17 protein-coding genes are annotated in these 17,554 nt (G+C 60.4%); 13 read left to right on the top strand and 4 right to left on the bottom strand.

Annotated elements, in window-relative coordinates; translation table 11 throughout:
• The 11 genes from PQQ95_RS34900 to PQQ95_RS34850 form a co-directional block, all read left to right on the top strand.
• Positions 1–466: electron transfer flavoprotein subunit alpha/FixB family protein (locus tag PQQ95_RS34900; protein WP_408446501.1), on the top strand; the 466-nt coding region annotated here is incomplete at its 5' end.
• Between the two features lie 11 nt (positions 467–477).
• Entirely contained in the window at positions 478–1,497 is a 1,020-nt protein-coding gene (locus PQQ95_RS34895) for a Gfo/Idh/MocA family protein (RefSeq protein ID WP_408446500.1), read from the top strand.
• Positions 1,497–2,294, top strand: coding sequence for a shikimate dehydrogenase family protein (locus tag PQQ95_RS34890; RefSeq protein WP_408446497.1), 798 nt, complete (start codon positions 1,497–1,499; stop codon positions 2,292–2,294). Before PQQ95_RS34895 ends, PQQ95_RS34890 begins: the two co-directional genes overlap by 1 nt.
• Positions 2,295–2,643: 349 nt before the next feature.
• Positions 2,644–3,660 carry an aldo/keto reductase gene (locus tag PQQ95_RS34885; protein WP_408446494.1) on the top strand — a complete coding sequence of 339 codons (1,017 nt, stop codon included), beginning with the start codon at positions 2,644–2,646 and terminating at the stop codon, positions 3,658–3,660.
• 131 nt (positions 3,661–3,791) lie between these two features.
• Positions 3,792–4,814, top strand: coding sequence for a zinc-dependent alcohol dehydrogenase (locus tag PQQ95_RS34880; RefSeq protein ID WP_408446491.1), 1,023 nt, complete (start codon positions 3,792–3,794; stop codon positions 4,812–4,814).
• A 40-nt stretch (positions 4,815–4,854) separates the two neighbouring features.
• Positions 4,855–6,333, top strand: a complete 1,479-nt coding sequence (locus PQQ95_RS34875) for a sugar ABC transporter ATP-binding protein (RefSeq protein WP_408446489.1) — start codon at positions 4,855–4,857, stop codon at positions 6,331–6,333.
• 2 nt (positions 6,334–6,335) lie between these two features.
• Positions 6,336–7,328, top strand: a complete 993-nt coding sequence (locus PQQ95_RS34870; protein WP_408446487.1) for an ABC transporter permease — start codon at positions 6,336–6,338, stop codon at positions 7,326–7,328.
• A 51-nt stretch (positions 7,329–7,379) separates the two neighbouring features.
• Positions 7,380–8,294, top strand: coding sequence for a substrate-binding domain-containing protein (locus PQQ95_RS34865; protein ID WP_408446484.1), 915 nt, complete (start codon positions 7,380–7,382; stop codon positions 8,292–8,294).
• A gap of 80 nt (positions 8,295–8,374) precedes the next feature.
• Positions 8,375–8,887, top strand: coding sequence for a VOC family protein (locus PQQ95_RS34860; RefSeq protein WP_408446481.1), 513 nt, complete (start codon positions 8,375–8,377; stop codon positions 8,885–8,887).
• 114 nt (positions 8,888–9,001) lie between these two features.
• Positions 9,002–10,015, top strand: coding sequence for a zinc-binding dehydrogenase (locus PQQ95_RS34855; RefSeq protein ID WP_408446479.1), 1,014 nt, complete (start codon positions 9,002–9,004; stop codon positions 10,013–10,015).
• 166 nt (positions 10,016–10,181) lie between these two features.
• The gene (locus PQQ95_RS34850; protein ID WP_408446506.1) at positions 10,182–10,688 is read left to right on the top strand and encodes a heme-degrading domain-containing protein; all 507 of its coding nucleotides are present in this window, start codon (positions 10,182–10,184) and stop codon (positions 10,686–10,688) included.
• Positions 10,689–10,804: 116 nt separating this feature from the next.
• Here PQQ95_RS34850 and hmpA read toward each other — a convergent pair whose 3' ends face one another.
• The gene (gene hmpA / locus PQQ95_RS34845) at positions 10,805–11,986 is read right to left on the bottom strand and encodes an NO-inducible flavohemoprotein (protein WP_408446477.1); all 1,182 of its coding nucleotides are present in this window, start codon (positions 11,984–11,986) and stop codon (positions 10,805–10,807) included.
• A 111-nt stretch (positions 11,987–12,097) separates the two neighbouring features.
• Between hmpA and norR the strand changes: the two genes are divergently transcribed.
• The gene (gene norR, locus PQQ95_RS34840) at positions 12,098–13,693 is read left to right on the top strand and encodes a nitric oxide reductase transcriptional regulator NorR (RefSeq protein WP_408446475.1); all 1,596 of its coding nucleotides are present in this window, start codon (positions 12,098–12,100) and stop codon (positions 13,691–13,693) included.
• Between the two features lie 122 nt (positions 13,694–13,815).
• On the opposite strand, the gene PQQ95_RS34835 is transcribed toward norR, so the two are convergent.
• Both PQQ95_RS34835 and PQQ95_RS34830 read right to left on the bottom strand, forming a co-directional pair.
• Positions 13,816–14,838 (bottom strand): 2-dehydropantoate 2-reductase, encoded by a 1,023-nt coding sequence (locus tag PQQ95_RS34835; protein WP_408446472.1) that lies wholly within the window; start codon positions 14,836–14,838, stop codon positions 13,816–13,818.
• A gap of 135 nt (positions 14,839–14,973) precedes the next feature.
• Positions 14,974–15,741 carry a class II aldolase/adducin family protein gene (locus tag PQQ95_RS34830; protein WP_408446470.1) on the bottom strand — a complete coding sequence of 256 codons (768 nt, stop codon included), beginning with the start codon at positions 15,739–15,741 and terminating at the stop codon, positions 14,974–14,976.
• Between the two features lie 191 nt (positions 15,742–15,932).
• Here PQQ95_RS34830 and PQQ95_RS34825 point away from each other — a divergent pair, with 191 nt between their 5' ends.
• Positions 15,933–16,637 carry a Crp/Fnr family transcriptional regulator gene (locus PQQ95_RS34825; protein WP_408446467.1) on the top strand — a complete coding sequence of 235 codons (705 nt, stop codon included), beginning with the start codon at positions 15,933–15,935 and terminating at the stop codon, positions 16,635–16,637.
• A gap of 78 nt (positions 16,638–16,715) precedes the next feature.
• On the opposite strand, the gene PQQ95_RS34820 is transcribed toward PQQ95_RS34825, so the two are convergent.
• Entirely contained in the window at positions 16,716–17,495 is a 780-nt protein-coding gene (locus PQQ95_RS34820) for an AraC family transcriptional regulator (protein WP_408446503.1), read from the bottom strand.
• Positions 17,496–17,554: the final 59 nt, after the last annotated feature.

The following is a 17,554-nucleotide window of genomic DNA, read 5'->3' as shown; positions in this document are numbered from 1 at the left end:
CGCAGAAGGTGGCAGCGCTTCAGTCGAGAAGATCGAAGCGGCAGCCGACACCGGCCTGTCGCAGTTCGTCAGCCGTGAAGTGACGAAGCTGGACCGTCCGGAACTGACGTCGGCGAAGATCATCGTCTCAGGTGGCCGCGGTCTGGGCAACGGCGAGAACTACACCAAGGTTCTGGAACCGCTGGCCGACAAGCTCAACGCCGCATTGGGCGCATCGCGTGCAGCCGTCGATGCGGGCTTCGTGCCGAACGACTATCAGGTCGGCCAGACCGGCAAGATCGTCGCACCGCAACTGTACGTCGCGGTCGGCATCTCGGGTGCAATCCAGCATCTGGCCGGGATGAAAGACTCGAAGGTGATTGTGGCGATCAACAAGGATGCGGAAGCGCCGATCTTCAGCGTCGCCGATTACGGTCTGGTGGGTGATCTGTTCGAGAGGGTGCCTGAACTGAGCGCGTTGGTTTGAGGCGACCCAACGTGGAGCCCGACACGCATAAGACTCGGATGGCGATCGTGGGCGCCGGGCTTGCCGCCACCCCTCACGCGCTTGCGCTCAACGATCTGCGCGACGAAATCGAGGTCGTCGGCGTGCTGGGCCGCTCGCGCGAACGACTCGAGCGGTTCGCGAACCAGCACGGCTTTCCACCCGGCGAATCATTCGACGCCGTGCTTGACGATCCCGGCGTCGACGTCATTCTGGTGTTGACACCGCCGCATACGCATCTTGATCTTGTTTTGCAAGCTGCGGCTGCCGGCAAACACGTGCTGCTGGAGAAGCCGCTCGACATCTCGACGCAACGTGCGGAACGTCTGGTACAAGCGTGCTATGACGCCGACGTGCGGCTTGGTGTCGTGTTTCAGAATCGCTTTCGTCCGGCGGTGCAGCGGCTCGCCGCTTTGGTGCATGGCGGCGCGCTCGGCCCACTCGCCTATGTGGGACTTGATCTGCGATGGTGGCGTCCACAGTCTTACTACGATGAAGTGGGCCGGGGCACCTATGCACGCGATGGCGGTGGCGTGCTGATGACGCAGGCGATCCACTCGCTCGATCTGCTCATGTGGCTGGCAGGTGATGTGTCGACGGTGACAGGTGCGACTGCGACGACCCTATTGCATACGATGGAAGCGGAGGACTTTGCAAGCGCAGCACTCAGATTCGAAAATGGAGCGGCCGGTTACGTGCTTGCCACTACCGCAGCGTTTCCAGGCTTTCCGGAGCGAATTGAAGCAGTCGGCAAAAAGGGCACGGCAGTGCTCGAAGGCAGCACTTTGCGCGTGATCTTCCAGGATGGCAGCACCGACGAATTTCATGATCCGTCTTCGTCGGGCTTCGGTGCGAAGCCGATGGATTTTTCTCACGCCGCGCATCGCGATCTGCTCAAGGATTTTTGCGCCGCGATCCGCGAGGATCGGGCACCTTCCATCACCGGCGATGATGCGTTACGTGTGCAACGGTTGATCGAACGCATCACGCTTCAACGTGGAGACCGATCCTGATGCAGATCGACGGGGAAACGAAAATAGTCGTAATTGTGGGGGACCCCGTCGCGCAGGCGAAGTCACCTGAGTTATTCAACGCGCTGTTCGAGCGGTACGGCGTGAATGCGGCGCTGGTTCCGTTGCAAGTGCCGCCCGCGAAACTTGGCGCGGTACTCGACGGCTTGCGCGGGATCGTCAACCTGGCGGGCGTGGTCGTCATCGTGCCGCACAAGATTGCTGCCGCGGCTTATGCCGCGGATCTGTCCGATGCGGCCCGGCAGACAGGGAGTGTGAATTGTCTGCGCCGGGAGATGGACGGCACGTGGTTCGGCGCCATGTTCGACGGTATTGGCTTCGTGAAAGGTCTCGATGCCTGTGAGCTTATCGTGCGTGACAAGTCGGTGCTGCTTGTCGGAACCGGCGGAGCAGGCGCGGGAGTCGCACATGCGCTGGTCGATGCCGGGGTTGCGTCGCTTGATCTGTTCGATAGCAATACGGAGTCGCTGCAACGGCTTGAGCGCGCGTTACGCTCGCGCGGAGGCACGACGCTGATACGTCGGAGCATGCCGGCCGCGCAGGCGGCGCACGACTTTATCGTGAACGCGACGCCGTGCGGGATGCGCGCTAACGACCCGTTGCCGATCGACCTGACTGGCGCACATCCGGACGCGGTGGTGGCAGACCTCATCATGAAGCCCGCGCAAACGCGCCTGCTGGAAGACGCCAGGGCACGCGGTCTCGCTACGCATTTGGGCCGTTATCTGCTCGAAAGTTCGGTGGAAACAATGGCCGCTTTTCTGCGGCTTGTGCCTTGATCTCGCGTACGTCGGGGCTGCTGTAGGTGCTGCTCAAAACGTTATGCACAAAGCCGCGGAAAGTCAGGGAAAACCCGCTTGATGGATGTTTAAGTGCGGCCTAATATCATCGTTAAGTAACTATCCGGAGAGTTACTTTATGGCTGACCAGATGAGTATTTCAAGGTGTGGTAGCAATCACCTTTTATGGTGGCCGGAGTAGGCGCTGAAGCGCTAACTCTGGTCGACCGCAATGGCTTGCATGGGACCAGAGTAAGCGCTAAAGCGCTAACTCCGGTCGACCGCAATGAATTGCATGGGACCGGAGTAAGCGCTGAAGCGCTAACTCCGGTCGACACAGGAGACAAAGATGGATCCGGTAGCAAAGCGAAAGTGGCCGCGTTCAGGGCTGGAGACAACGGTAATGGGTTTCGGCGCGGCGCCGATCGGCAACATCTTCAGGCCGATCAGCGAGGAGGATTCGGCGGCGCTGATCAAGGCGGCGTGGGATGCGGGCGTGCGCTACTTCGACACCGCGCCAATGTATGGCCACGGCTTGAGCGAGGCGCGCAGCGGTCAGGGACTGCGCTGGTATCCGCGGGACGAATACGTGCTGTCCACCAAGGTCGGGCGCATTCTGAAACCGCGCAGGCGCGCGGAGATCGACTTCGCGCCGTGGGTTGATGGGCTGCCGTTCGAACCCGTTTTCGACTACAGCTACGACGGCACGATGCGCTCGATCGAGGACAGCCTGCAGCGTCTGGCGCTGGAGCACATCGATATCGCGCTGATCCACGACATCGATGTATTTACACACGGCGAGCGCCAGCCCGAAATGTTCGAGGCGGCGATGGCGGGGGCGTCGAAAGCACTGCTGAAGCTGCGCGACGAAGGCGTCGTGAAAGCGGTGGGGCTCGGCGTCAACGAGTGGCAGGTCGCGCACGAAGCGATTCGCCGGCAGGATTTCGACTGCCTGCTGCTGGCCGGCCGCTACACGCTGCTTGAGCAGGACGCGCTGGACGGCTTTCTGCCGATGTGTGAAGAGAAGCAGGTGTCGGTCATTCTCGGCGGCGGCTACAACAGCGGCATTCTCGCGACGGGTGCGGTGCCTGGTGCGAAATACAACTACGCGCCCGCGCCGGAAGCCATTCTGGAACGTGTGCGCAGGATGGAGCAGGTATGCCGGGAATACTCGGTGCCGCTCAAAGCCGCGGCACTGCAATTCGTCCTCGGTCATCCGGCGATCCCGACCAACATTCCGGGTGTACGCACGGTTGCACAACTGGAAGATAACCTGCAGACCTTCCGGGCTGAAATACCACCGGCATTCTGGGCCGAACTGAAGCGCCGCGAGTTGATCCGCGAGGATGCGCCGACGCCTCAGTAGCGCCTGAGTCACACCACCGCCAGGCAGTAACGAACCGCCTGGTCCGCGACAAACCCGCGAGCAGCGCCGCCACGGTTCGCCATGGCGGAGGGGTCGTGTCGTCCTCGCGTTTTATCGTCAGAGAGAAAGTCATGAAAGCTGCTGTACTCGTCGCACCCAGGCAGTTCGAGTTGCGTGACGTACCGGTTCCTGAATGCGGTGTGTCCGATGTGCTGATCAAGGTAGAACGCTGCGGTATCTGCGGCACCGACCTGCATATCTATCACGGCAACTATTCGGCCGATTGCCTGCCGTTGATTCCGGGCCATGAATTTTCCGGGACGATCGCGGAGATAGGTTCGGATGTGAAAGGGCTGCGCGTCGGTCAGCCGGTGACGGCCGATATCAATCTTGGATGCCGCAGCTGCTTTTACTGCCGCAAGAACGAAATCCTCAATTGCGCGCAGCGAGTTCAACTTGGGATTCACGTGAACGGCGGCATGGCCGAGTACGTGCGGGTGCCGGCATACGCCGTCGTTCCGTTGCCGGCGGCGATGCCGATCGAAGAGGGCGCGATGGTCGAACCCCTGTCGTGCATCGTGCGCGCGTTTCGCAAGAGTCATCTGCGGCTCGGCGAAAGCGTACTGATTATCGGTGCAGGTCCGATCGGCCAGTTGCACTTGCAGCTAGCCTTGCGTTCGGGCGCGGCGCCTGTCTTCGTGATCGAGCCGAACGCGCAGCGCGCGCAACTCGCCAAAGATCTGGGCGCGGACTTCGTCGTGACCGATGCAGCGCAGTTGGAAACGACCGTGCGGGCGGCAACCGACGGACGCGGTGTCGACGTCGCGATTGAGAGCGTCGGCTCTCCCGAACTCTATGAACGCGCATTGGCGTTGATCCGCCCGGGTGGGCGTGTGATCGCCTTTGGCATTGCCAGGCCAGGGCACACGTTCCGCATTGCCGCGCTTGATTTCGTTCTGCGTGAGCAGGGCTTACAGGCGAGCGTCGCGGGAATGGGCGACGACATGCACGAAGCAGCCACGCTGCTCGGCTACAAGCGTATCGACGTCGCTCCGTTTCTGACGACGATCTATCGGCTCGACGACGTCGACCATGCATTCGCGCGTCTCGCCGAAGACAGAAGCGTGTTGAAGATCCAGTTGCAAATCGCCTGAGCGGCCGATCTGCTCGCGTCGCCAACTCAGAAGGTGCGCTATGAATGCCCTTGAAGTACGAGGAATCAGCAAGACTTACCCGGGCGTACGCGCCCTTGATCAGATCGCCTTCACGTGCGGCAGAGGCTCGGTCCATGCGTTAGTCGGTGAAAACGGCGCAGGTAAGTCGACGCTCATCAAGATCCTCAGCGGCGCGGTTGCGCCGGACCAAGGTGAATTGCTGCTTGACGGCCAACCCTACGCGCCGGCGTCGCCAAGTGAAGCTGTCGAAGCGGGAGTGTCGACGATCTATCAGGAGTTCAATCTGATACCGGGATTGAACGTCGCGGAGAACATCTTCCTCGGGCGCGAACGCCTCGAAAACGGGCTGCTTGACAGTAGGTCCATGCGCAAGGAAGCACAGGCATTGCTGGAGCGCATCGGCGCGCCAATTGATGTGCGCCGTCGTGTCGGCACTTTGTCGGTCGCCGAACAGCAGCTCGTGGAAATTGCAAAGTCGCTGGCTATATCCGCGCGTGTGCTGATCATGGACGAACCATCGGCAACGCTGTCGGACCACGAAATGACGTTGCTTTATAACGTGGTGAGAAAGCTCTCCAGTGAAGGCGTGACGATCATCTACGTCTCGCACCGGATGGATGAAATCTTCGATCTCTGTGATTCCTGCACGGTGATGAAAGACGGGCGGTCGGTATGCACACGGCCCGTCGCCGAACTGAGCCGGGCGGCGTTGATCCAGCTTATGGTGGGCCGCGAACTCGATACGCGTTTTCCCGAAAAACGGCCGGCGGCGACCGGCGAGATCGTACTCGAGGTCGAGGGTTTGCGTCTCGAACAACGCGTGCGGGACGTCACTTTCAGCGTTCGTGCGGGCGAGGTGGTAGGGCTGGCCGGACTCGTCGGGGGAGGCAGGACGGAGGTGGCGCGAGCCATCTTCGGCCTTGAGAACGTGACGGGAGGGCGCATTTCGCTTCGGGGCAAAAGTCATCGGCCTAAGTCTCCGTCGCAGGCGATCGAGGCGGGTATCGCGCTTGTTCCGGAAGATCGGAAGACACAAGGTCTGGTGCTGGGATTGAGCATCCGCGAAAACGCCATTTTGCCGACCCTGAAAAGCATTTGCCGGTTCGGTTTTGTTGAAAACCGTAAGGAACGGGCTCGGGTTGCAAAAGTCTGCAGGCAACTGGCGGTGTCGGCCTCAAGCGTGGAAGTGCCGGTCGTGACGCTTTCCGGCGGCAATCAGCAGAAGGTTGTCTTCGGCAAGTGGATGGCGCATTCCTTTTCGCTGCTGATTCTGGACGAGCCGACCCGCGGTGTCGACGTAGGCGCGAAGACGGAGTTCTACAGACTCATCGACGAAATTGCACGTTCAGGTAAAGCGGTACTCCTGATCTCTTCGGAATTGCCGGAATTGATCGGCATGGCCGACCGCATCGTCGGTGTGCGCGACGGCATGGTCACAGGTGAGGCCATCGCGCTCGGTGCAACCGAAGAGTCCGTTCTACAAATGATTGCGAGGTAATTATGGCCATTGCCGAATCACTATCGAATGTCAGTTCCAGCGAACGCTTCTCGAACAATGCATATCGGCGTATCGAACTTGTTCAGCGCTACGGCATTCTGGCGATTTTTCTGTTGCTTTGCGTGACGGCCGGTTTGTCGTCACCGTTCTTCCTGACACCTGAAAATCTGCTCAATGTAGTCAGACAGGTTTCGGTGGTTGGACTGACTGCTCTTGGTATGACGTTTGTCATTTTGACCGCCGGCATCGATCTATCGGTCGGCTCGATACTCGCGTTGACAACCCTCGCCGTTGCTGGACTGAAGCCTTATGGGCCGGTTGCATCGCTTGCCGGCGGACTCGCTGTGGCGCTTGCATGTGGCTGGCTGAACGGCTTTATCACCACGAAAGGACGCATCCAGCCGTTCATTGTCACGCTCGGCATGATGACGGCGCTAGTGGGTGTCGGCCTGGCCTATTCCGATGGGCAACCTGTGATCGGCGTGCCTGTCTCGCTTGGCTGGATTGGTCGCGGCAGGCTCGGCGGTGTCCCGGTGCAGGCCATTCTGTTCATCCTGATGGCGCTGGCCTCTATCGTGATTCTGAAGAAGACGCGCTATGGGCGTCATATCTACGCGGTCGGCGGCAATGTCGAGGCAGCCCGCCTCTCGGGCGTTGCAGTAGATCGGGTTCGGATGATTGCGTACTGCTTGTCCGGTCTTTTCGCCGGGCTCGGCGGCATCGTCATGGCGGCGCAATTGAACATCGGCGAAGCGAATCTCGGGAAAGGCCTTGAACTCGATGCTATCGCAGCTGTTGTGGTGGGAGGGACCAGTCTTGCCGGTGGCGCCGGTGGCATTGGCGGGACGATTATCGGCGTGCTGCTGATCGGCGTACTAAACAATCTGCTTAACCTTCTCAACATTCCCGCTTATACGCAATTGATCGTGAAGGGCGCCATCATCGTGATAGCAGTTCTGATCCATGCTCAGCTGAGTCGTTCCAGGGGCCGATAGGTAACCCAATACAAAGGAGATGAAATGAAACAATCAAAAATCACGCTGGCGTTGACGGCGGCGGCATTGTTGTTCGGTGGCATGGGTGCTGCGTGGGCCGCGTCGGAAACAATCGGACTCTCGCAGGAGAGTTTGGATCATCCATGGCTCGCGACTCAGCGCAAGCAGATCGAAGCGGCTTGCAACGGCGCCGGCGTCAGGCTCCTTGCCACCGATGGACAAGGAAATGTTGCGACGCAGATTGCCGGCATCGAGGACATGCAGTCGAAGGGCATCAAATTGTTGCTGGTTCAGGCAGGCAAAGCGGAAGGGTTGCGTCAGGAACTGGAGAGTCTGAAAGAGCGCGGCATTCCGTACATGTTCGTCGGCAAGCCGATTGAAAATGCCGGCGCGATCACTATGGTCTCCGGAGACAACCGCGCGTTAGGCGCCGCCGCGGGGCAATACATTGTCGACAGCCTGACGCAGAAGAACGGCAAGCCCAAAGGGAATCTCGTGGTGCTTGAGGGCATCCCGGGAGATGAGACGTCGCTGAACCGCGTCGGCGGCGTTCTGTCTGTGGTCAAGAAATATCCGGACATCAAGATCGTGGCATCGCAGCCCGGCGATTACCGCCGGCCCAAAGCCTATTCGGTCATGCAAAACATCCTTCAGGCGCACCCGCCAGGAACGATCGATACAGTGTTCGCGGCGAATGGGGAGATGGCGCTAGGCGCAATCCAGGCGATCAAGGAAAGCGGGCGTTCCAGGGAGATCAGTGTAACGGGACTCGACGGGCAGAAGGAGGAATTCGACGCAATCAGAGCAGGCGATGAAGCGGCCACGTGGCTATACCCGCCTGCCGGCACCGAAGGTATGACTGTTGCGCTAAAAATCCTGAAGGGTGAAAAGGTTCCGCCCAAGATCATCCTGCCGACGGTGCGGGTCACGAAAGACAACGTGGACTCAGTCAAGCCGGCGTTCTAGCCCGAATCAACTTCGCGACGTCTTTCATAGCAAAGCGGATTGATGATCTTCACACGGGTATCAACAAACGGAAACAAACGATGAAATTTTACGGCATGGAGCACGTGGGTTTCACGGTTCCCAACCTTGACGAAGCAGTGCGTTTCTTTGAAAAGGTGTTTGGTGCGGTCACCGTTATGGAGACGGGACCGGTTGTCGCGGACAACGCGTTCATGGTGCGGCGCCTGGGTGTGCCCGAACATTGCCGCATCGGAAATATCAAGGTGCTGCGCTGTGGAAATGGTGCAAATCTCGAACTATTCGAATACTCGGGCGAGGCGCAGCAAGGGGCGCTCAAGCGCAACAGTGAGGTGGGCGGTTTTCATCTTGCCTTTCAGGTCGACGACGCCGTTGCCGCAGCCGATAACCTGAGAGCGATGGGGGTGGACGTTCTGGAGGGACCCACCTACGTCGAGGCCGGACCGATGAAAGGCCTTACCTGGGTATATTTGCGCGCTCCCTGGGGACAGTTCCTCGAACTGGTGAGCCGAAGCGGTCCACTCGGGTATGAAGAGGCTGATGGGCCGACCCTTTGGGCGCCGCAATCCGCATAGAACAGGCTGGGGTCCCGCTTCTGATATCCCATTCGACGTGCGCTACCGGACGTCTTCGGGAACCGTCCGCGAGACCTGCATGGCGGCGCAGATTGCGCTGCTGGGAGACATCGTATGCAAGAAATGGAAATCTGCTTTCCAGAGAAGAATCAATTCATCCTGCAGCCCTGTGAACGGGTGGAGGCGTTACTTCCCAATCAGGTGCGTGGGCGCACGATTGCAACGCTCATTAGTCCCGGAACGGAATTGGCATGGGCGACCGGGGATGACTTTCCCATCAAGCCAGGCTATTCCGCCGTGTTTGAGGTCCAGGAACGTGGCGCGGACGTAACCAACGTATCTATCGGCGATCGCTTGTTCTGCATGGGCGGTCATCGGAGCTATCAGCAGGTCGACATTGACCACACAGTCGCGATACCCAGTGGGGTGAAACCCGAGATTGCGCTGCTGGCACGACTCATAGGTGTGTCGATGACTACGTTGATGACGACCAAAGCACGACCCGGAGACGCAGTAGTGATTTGTGGCGCCGGTCCGGTCGGCTATCTGGCCGCGCACATTTTCCGGCTGGGCGGTTACGAAGTCAGTGTCGTTGAGCCCGACGCTAAACGACGTGCTCAGGCACAGGACTCGGGTTTGCAATCGGTATTCGCGGCGTTTCCATTTGAGCGATCAGAGCTGGCAGGTCAAGTCGCACTGGTGGTCGATTGCTCGGGACATGAACAAGCGGTTCTGGACGGTTGTCGCATCGTGCGCCAGAACGGCGAGGTGGTGCTGGTTGGTGTTCCGTGGCGGCGCCAGACGGAGCTGTCCGCTCACGACCTGCTTAACGCAATATTCAATGGTTTTGTTGAGTTGCGCAGCGGCTGGGAATGGACTTTCCCGTTAGTCTCCCGGAATTTCAAATGGGAGGCGCTTCTGGAAGGCTACAACAACAGCTCGCACAGCATCATGGGTGGTTTCCGCAAAGCAATGAAATGGTTAGCGGAGGATCGCATTCCGTTGGAGGGGATGGTGCGGGTCGAAAGTCCTGATAGTCCGGGGAAAATATATCGGGCCTTGCTGGAGCGGATCGTCAATGAACCGTTCGTGGTTTTCGATTGGCGCCAGCTTCACGCTGGTCACTGAGTTGCGAGATCTCGCCGATCGTTTTCACTGATCCGAAACCGATTGCAGCTGTATGGTCGTCGTCTTCACGGCATGCCATGCATGCGGACTTATCCTGCCCCGATAATGTCGACCCGATTGCACATCAACTTCCATGGGACGGCGGATTCGCTCCGCCTGCTTCGATATGAACATTGGCAGAGACCTTCAGCAGATCGCACAACAGGAAAAACTGCTTGTCGCCCCTCGTTTTGATTTCGACTTTGGCTGGCAGATTGGGACGCATCTGCACGAACTCGCAAAGGCTCGCGGGCTGGCGATTGCGATCGACGTGCGTACTTTCGGGCAGTTGATCTTCTACAGTGCCCTTGCCGGGACGACGCCCGACAATGCGGACTGGGTGCGACGCAAAAGTAATACCGTTGCGCAGTTTCGCTGCAGCTCTTACGCGGTTGGTTTGCGTCTGGCGGAATCCGCATCGACGCTCACCGACAAATTTGGTTTGTCGAACGCTGACTACGCCACACACGGTGGCGGCTTTCCGCTGACCGTGCACGGCGCCGGTGTGGTTGGTTCGATCACCGTCTCTGGTTTGCCTCAGCGCGAGGATCATGGATTGATCGTCGAGGCTTTGTGCGCGCTGCTTGGCTACGACAACGCAACACTTGGGCTGGTGCGTGAGGAAGGTGAATAAGATTCTCGCGCGGCGGGATGTCTGCCTTTTATGCTGTTACGCGCTGAGGGAGTAGCCCGTCGCTACGGGCTGCTTGCCAACCCGGTGCGTTGCGCCAATCCCGTGAGGCACCGCGCTCATTCAAGCGCAGAAGCGGGCCCGAAGAATTCATAGCGGCTCTGGGACTCCGGCACGCCGACTGCCTTGAGGTGCTTCTTCACCGCCTTCATGAATCCGATTGGACCCAGGAAATAGACGTCTACATCCCGTGTCTCAGGCAACCATTTGTCGAGCAGCGCTTCGTCGAGATAGCCAATGCCCTGTACTTCCGCATCTTCCGCACGCTTTTTCTCGTAGCAGTAAAAGCGCTTCAGTTTGGGATGACGCGCAGCGAGTTCATCGATCATATTGCGAAACGCATGCACGGCGCCGTCACGGGCAGCGTGGATGAAATGGACGGGCCGATCTGTTTCGAGCGCTGCCTGCAGCATGGCCAGCGTCGGCGTGATACCGACCCCGCCGCTGATGAGGACGAGCGGTTTGGCGCTGTGTTCGAGCTTGAAATCGCCTGCCGGGGCGAAGAGGTCGATCGTATCGCCTTCCTTGAGGTTGTCATGCAGATGGTTCGACACCTTGCCGTTCGGCTCGCGTTTTACGCTGATACGGTATTCGCGGCCGTTGGGTGCAGCCGACAACGAATAGTTGCGCCGTACTTCATGGCCATCGACGTACAGCCGTATGCCGATGTATTGGCCTGGATGGAACGCGAGCAGTTCGCCGTCATCGTCAGGGCGCAGATAGAACGAGGTAATCTCGTCGCTTTCACGGACTTTGCGCGCCACCCGGAACAGCCGCGTGCCTCGCCATCCGCCGGGCGCTGCTTCCCGTTCGGCATAGATCTGTTCTTCAAGTCCGATCAGCAGGTCAGCGAGTTGTTGGTACGCGGCGGCCCATGCTTCGATCACGGCATCGGTTGCGATCTCGGCGCCGAGCACCTCGCGAATGGACCGGAGCAGGCACTGTCCAACAATCGGATAATGCTCGGGCAGAATGTTCAGCGCCACGTGCTTGTTGATGATCTGGCCCACGAGGCCCCCCAATTGTTCGAGCTCGTCGATATGCCGCGCGTACATCAGCACGCCGTTCGCCAGCGCGCGTTGCTGCGCGCCGCTTGCCTGATTCGCGAGATTGAACAGAGGTCTCACCTCCGGGTGCTCCTCGATCAGCATCTTGTAGAAGTGCCTCGTAAGCGTTTCACCCCCGCTTTCGAGAAGCGGGACGGTTGCCTTGACGATGGCGCGGTGTTCGGCAGAAAGCATGGTGCGGATTCCTTGTTGGATGAGGTTGAGCAGGAGTTGGCTGCCAACCCTCTGTATCCATGTTTCGTGCCAGGTGTAATATGCCGCTAAATCAATTGCTTAATAAATTTGATGGTCAATTCGACTCTAGTCATATCGACTGCCGGCGAGGTCGGAATGACTGCGCGAGCCGTGCTCGACGCGCTCACACCACTGGTTCAGGACCTCTCGCGCGACCTGCCTGAAGAGGAGCGCTACCGGCGCTTGCTGAGCAGCCTGCGCGCGCTTTTTCCCGGCGACGCGGCGGCATTGCTGCGTCTGGACGGCGACACGCTCGTGCCGCTCGCGGTCGATGGTCTGAGTAGCGACACGCTCGGTCGCCGCTTTCGCGTGGCCGATCACCCGCGTTTTGCACAACTTCTGTCGCGGCCCGAGCCGACGCGCTTCGCCGCCGATTCCGACCTGCCGGATCCGTATGACGGTCTGGTGCAGGACGTGAAGGGGCATCTGGAGGTTCATGACTGCCTCGGCTGTCCGCTCTTTGTCCGAGGCCGGCCTTGGGGCCTGCTCACGCTCGACGCATTGGATCCTGCGCGTTTCGATGGTCTGGATATGGCTTCGCTGCAAGCCTTCCTGAGTCTTGCCGCCGCGACTGTGAGCGTGACGGAGCGGATCACTATGCTTGCTCGCACGAGCGAGGAAGAACGGCGCCGCGCGGACGCTTACCGTCAGGCGAGCGGACAGAGCCGCCGCGAAATGATGGGCAGCAGCGCGCCCCATAAACATCTGATCGAAGAAATCGAAGTCGTGGCCAGTAGCGATCTGACGGTGCTGGTCACGGGTGAAACAGGGGTCGGCAAGGAACTCGTGGCCAATGCGATTCATTCGCTGTCGGCGCGGTCCGGCAAACCCTTGATTAGCCTCAACTGTGCGGCGCTGCCGGACACGCTCGTTGAAAGTGAGTTGTTCGGACACGTGCGGGGTGCGTTTTCGGGGGCGTCGGCGGATCGGCGCGGCAAATTCGAACTCGCGGACGGCGGCACGCTGTTCCTCGACGAAGTCGGCGAACTGCCGCTGGCGGTGCAAGCGAAATTGCTGCGCGTATTGCAGAACGGTCAGTTGCAGCGCATTGGCTCGGACCATGAACATCAGGTCGACGTGCGGCTGATTGCCGCCACCAATCGCGATCTTGCCGAGGAAGTGCGGGCCGGCCGGTTCCGTGCCGATCTCTATCATCGTCTCAGCGTGTACCCGTTGCGCGTGCCTCCCTTGCGCGAGCGGGGCCGCGACGTGTTGCTGCTCGCCGGATTCTTCCTCGAGGAAAACCGGTCGCGCCTAGGGCTTCTCAGCCTGCGTCTGGCCGCCGACGCGCAAGCGGCGCTGCTGCGTTACAAGTGGCCGGGCAATGTGCGCGAACTCGAGCACCTGATTGGACGCAGCGCGCTGAAGGCGTTGGCGGCCAATCGCGAACGGCGCCGGATTCTTACCTTGACGACGGCCGACCTGGCGTTGTCGAGCCATGACAGCGAGCAAGGCGACGCGGCAGCCGACGTCGCGGCGCCGCAAAGCGCAGATGAAGATTTTCGTACCGCGGTAACGGCGTTCGAGCGAGCGACCATTGTGGATGCGCTGGCTCGACACAACCAGAATTGGGCCGCCGCAGCCCGTGCGCTCGGGCTGGATCGCGCCAACCTCAATCGTCTGGCCAGACGTCTCGGCCTCAAGTGAATCGAGGCGTGCGACCTGCCGTGCCGTTCCCAGCATGTGCGCGAAGACTCTAGCTCAGCGCAACGGCCTTGGGGTTGGCTGCTTTCCCGGAATTGAACACCGGTTCCGGTCAGAAGCGCTTTCTACGTACGCCGTGCTGCAGCCCGCATCTCAGCGAGCAGTGCTTCGCCCGACCATGAAGGACGCACGTCGGCCTGCTCGGCTTGCCGCACGAGTTCGCATAGCCGTGCGTTGACCGGTGCGGTTTGCCCAAGGCGTTGCGCGAGGCGCACGACTTCGCCATTGATCCAGTCGATTTCCGTGGGGCGCCCCATCGCGAGGTCGTCGGACATCGACGAGCGCGCGAGCGGATCGATCGTCAGCATCGCGCGGCCCAGCCGGTCGAACAACGCATCGGGTACGCCGAGAACACGCGGTATCCAGGTGGCGGGAAGCGGCGTTACTTTGACTGGCCGTATGCCGGCCCGCTTCAGCAGCGCGAGTGCTTCTTTCTGCGCCATGGCGAGGCAGAGCCGGTAGGCGCGCTGCGAGAGCTCTTCCTTCAAAGGCCGGTTCGCCAGCGCGTTGATGGCATTGTTGAGGTTGAGCAACAGCTTCGCCCACTGTACCGGCAACATATCGGCGTGCTGGATCAGCGGCAGTCCCGCTTTTCTGAACGCGTCGACGAATGGTTGCATGGCCGGCGCATGCCGGATTTCCAGCTCACCCGCCGAGCCTTGATGAAATCCGCCAGGGCCGCGTTCGACGACATTGAACGGCACCATCCCTTCCAGCACCGTATGCTGTGGCAGTGCGGCGCGCAACACGTCCGCATTGCCTACGCCGTTCTGAAAGCTCACGACGATCGTGCCGGGGCGAAGCACGTTCGCCAGTTCGGCCGCGGCCGTGGGTGTCGCAGCCGACTTGACGGTGACGAGCACGAGATCGGCCGTGGCGGCACGGGCCGCTTCCGTCGATACGTCGATTTGCTCCGGCGGCACGTGCCAGCGACGCTCGTCGTGCCGCGACAACGTGATGCCTTGATTGCGCAACTGGTCGGCCACACGCGCGCGCCCAATGAAACTGACGTCGCTACCACCGGCAAGAAGCCGTCCGCCGACATAGCAACCAATCGACCCGGCGCCGTAGATGAAGATTTTTGCCATACAGGTTCTCACGTGACCTACCAGATTACATCTGTGATGCGTTGAATTCGCAAACGCGGCTCGTATCGCTTACTGGACGCTTAGGCTGTTCGCTCGTCACATGCCATCGGCAGTGCATGGGACGAGCGGACCGCACTAGTCAGCATAGCCGGGGTTGCGGCGGTCGAGCCGACGCAGCAGTCCGGGCCACACCAGCGCCCCTGGCGTCATGCCTCGCGTCGCCATCCGGATCTGATCCTTGATGCCGTCGAGAATCGGCTGCGCGATGGGCGTGAGCTTTCCGCCACCGGCCTGGGCGCGCACCTGAATCATGCAGGCCACTTCGAAGAAGTACATGGCGACGAAGGCGTCCGCCGGCGCGGAGCCGACCGTCAGCAGGCCGTGATTGCGCAGCATCAGATAAGTGTTGCTTCCGAGGTCCTGAACGAGGCGAGGCTTCTCCGCTTCATTGAGCGCGATACCTTCGTAATCGTGATAGCCGAGTGACGCCAGCACACCGAGCGACTGCTGGGAGAGCGGCAGCAATCCCGCCTCCTGCGCCGACACGGCAACACCGTTGACCGAGTGAGTGTGCATGACGCAAAGGGCGTCTTCGCGCGCCGCATGCACGGCGCTATGGATCGTGAAGCCGGCCGGATTGACGTCATACGGTGACTCGGTAACCTTGCGGCCATCGAGGCCGATCTTGACCAGCGAGGACGCTGTGATCTCGTCGAACATCATGCCGTACGGGTTGATCAGAAAATGGTGTTCGGGACCGGGCACGCGCGCCGAGATGTGGGTAAACACCAGATCGTCCCACCCGAACAGCGCCGTGAGACGGTACGCGGCCGCAAGATTGACCCGCGCTTCCCATTCGGCAGGTGAAACGTCGTTCTTCAGACTGACAGCATATGAGGCCACGTCGACACTCCTTATTCGATGATTCAAGCAATGGAACAACCCGGGACAACGCCTTGCGAAATCGCTCATTCGGCCCTCGCGATGCAGCCGGTGTATCGCGGGCCCAAGTCATCGCGCCGTCCGACGCGAGTCCACATGATGGCCGCGAAGCCGCCTAAAATCTGTCAGGTACCCGACAGCTCGACGCGCCAATGGAATCCAGTCTGCACCGTTACCGTTCACAACTCGAGACGACGCCATGGTTCCGGGGCCTGCCCGTCGAGTTGCGGGACTATCTGGTCAGCCATGCCAGGCTGCTCACGCTGGAAAAGGGGCAATTGCTGTATCGGCGTGGCGAACCGTCCGATGGCCTGTACGCCGTGTTGGGCGGCGCACTCGCAATCGGCACAGTCGGGCTGGATGGGAAAGAGGCCTTGCTCGCGGTGCTCGGACCGACCGCGTGGGTAGGAGAAATCTCGATGTTCGATGGACTGCCACGGCCGCACGACGCCACGGCCGTCAGCAGGACACTGTTGCTGCACGTGCCCGAGACCACGCTGCAGGGCCTGCTCGATTCCACGCCCCGTTATTGGCGAGATTTTGCGTTGTTAATGGCGCAAAGACTGCGGGTGTCGTTCGAGAACGCCGAAGCGATGACCCTGTTGCCCGCCGCACAGCGCGTGGCGAACCGCTTGTTGATGATCGCCGGCGGTTATGGCGGTCTCAACGCCTCGCAGAGCCGGATAAGGGTCTCGCAGGACAGCCTGGCTTCAATGGTGTCGCTGTCGCGACAGACCACGAATCAGTTGCTCAGGAACCTCGAAAGTCAACGCATAGTGAGCCTGAAATCCGGGGAGATCGCCATTCTCGATTTCGATCGATTGCGCGCAGCCAGTCTTGGTGATCCGGATTCGTGACTGTCACGCTGTTTCGTCGCGTTCTGGATGAGCGCGTTGCTCATGACGAATGGCTTTGGGCAGACGTGCGCCGACGGGTTAAGGCTTCAGATAGCGTTGTGGTGTCTCGCCCATCGTTCGCCTGAACATGGTGATGAACGCACTCGAGTTGGTATAGCCGAGTTGGGCGGCAATCGTCGCAACAGCCGTGCCTTGCGCAAGCAGGGAGACCGCTTCGACGAGCCGCAACTGTTGCCGCCACTGACCGAAGGTCAAACCGGTCTCGTCACGGAACAGTCGCGCGAGCGTGCGCTCGCTGGCGCCGGCACGGTCGCCCCATGTGCCTAGCGAATCGCCATTCGCGGGTTCGCTCAGCAGCGATTCGCAAATCTGCCGCAACCGGCGATCCTGCGGCAACGGCAAGCCGCCTTCTGTCGCCTCTGGCGCATCCAGCATCTCCTTCAGCAGAAGAGGCGTGATCAGCGCCGCGCGACGGTCGGGGTCGACCTTTTTATCTTCGATCATGGCGGCTACCAGTTCGCGCAGCAACGGCGAAATCGCCAGCACCTTGCATCCGGCCGATGGCCACGGGGACGCTTCCGGCTCGAAGTAGACGCTGTGCATCGAGACTTCGCCCGTTGCCCACAATTCGTGGCCGACACGCGGCGCAATCCACAAGCCGCGATGGGGCCCCAGCGTCCACATGCCGTTTGGCGTCACCACCCGCAGCACGCCGCGCACGGTGTACACGAATTGCGCCTGCTCGTGCGAATGCCATGCTTGTCTATCGCCATCTCTGTATTCATAGCAACTGGCTATGATTTCGCGCGATTGCCGCTGGTACTGGGAACCAGGGGATAAGCGCCACGTTTGTTCCACGTTCACTGCCTCTCATCGACCGACAAAAATTGTCTGTTTCACGAAGTTTGTTGGCGATA

The organism is Paraburkholderia caffeinilytica (assembly GCF_046030355.1).
GTDB classification, from domain to species: domain Bacteria; phylum Pseudomonadota; class Gammaproteobacteria; order Burkholderiales; family Burkholderiaceae; genus Paraburkholderia; species Paraburkholderia caffeinilytica_B.
Note: the sequence above shows the minus strand (reverse complement) of the source record. Positions and strands in the feature narration are given on the sequence as shown.